This is a genomic window from Candidatus Aquicultor secundus (genome assembly GCF_002791875.1).
In the GTDB taxonomy this organism is placed as follows: Bacteria; Actinomycetota; Aquicultoria; order Aquicultorales; family Aquicultoraceae; genus Aquicultor_A; species Aquicultor_A secundus.
The window spans coordinates 1-1,063 of record NZ_PFNG01000239.1 but is presented as its reverse complement, the minus strand read 5'-3'; the positions used below and the strand labels follow the sequence as shown (position 1 = coordinate 1,063).

Sequence of the window (1,063 nt, the reverse complement as noted above, 5' to 3'; positions counted from 1 at the left end):
TGATGTGATAGTAATAGGGGCGGGACATGCAGGATGTGAGGCGGCACTTGCCGCTTCTCGTATGGGTGCACGGACGCTGCTTTTAACGATTAGTCTGGACAAGATCGCGCTCATGCCATGTAACCCGGCCATCGGGGGCATCGGGAAGGGGCAGATTGTCCGCGAGATAGATGCGCTTGGCGGGGAGATGGGTTTAAACACCGACCATGCCGCACTACAGCTTAAAGTTCTCAACAGGAAAAAAGGCCCGGCCGTTCAGGCCCTGCGCGCCCAGACGGATAAAAAGCTTTATGAGGACCGGATGAAGCAGGTTCTCTGGACCCAGGAAGGCCTTCATATTCTTCAAGGCACGGCCTCTCACATTATCGTAAGAAAAGGCGAGGTGCATGGCGTTCGCCTTACCAACAACCTTGCGTTCGACGCTAAAACGGTGGTTATAGCATCGGGCACGTTTTTACGCGGGCAGATCGTCATCGGGGATATCGTGCGCTCCGCGGGCCGCATGGGCGAACTGCCGGCGAACGAGCTTACCCAAAGCCTGCGAGACGCCGGTTTTGAAATCGGGCGGTTCCAGTCGGCAACGCCGCCGCGCGTCGACCGGCGGACAATCGACATCGATAGAATGTCGCCGCAGCCCGGCGACGCCGAGCCCCTAAGCTTCTCATTTGCCGGTGAGAGCAAGGTTAAGGAACAGATACCCTGTTATCTTACCTATACGGATGAGCGCACATTCAAGGCAGTTAAGGACAACCTACACCTGTCGCCTATTAAAACGGGAACGGTAAGCGGGCACGGCCCGAGGAACTGCCCGTCAATCGATCGTAAGATCATAAACTTCCCCGACAAGGTTAACCACCCCGTTTTTGTCGAACCCGAGGGGTGGCACACGAACGAGATGTACCTGCAGGGCCTTACCACAAGCCTGCCGGTCGCCATCCAGGAAAAAATCATCCAGAGTACCCCCGGCCTCGAGCACGCCCGGATCATGCGCCCGGGCTATGCGGTTATGTATGACTATGTCTCTCCGGAGCAGCTTCTGCCAAGTCTTGAGACAAAGCTTGTC

Annotated in this window: 1 protein-coding gene; it reads left to right on the top strand. The window is 56.6% G+C overall.

The window, feature by feature from the left end:
* A partial coding sequence (locus COY37_RS10230; RefSeq protein WP_286977477.1) for an FAD-dependent oxidoreductase occupies positions 1-1,063 on the top strand: 1,063 nt, incomplete at both ends.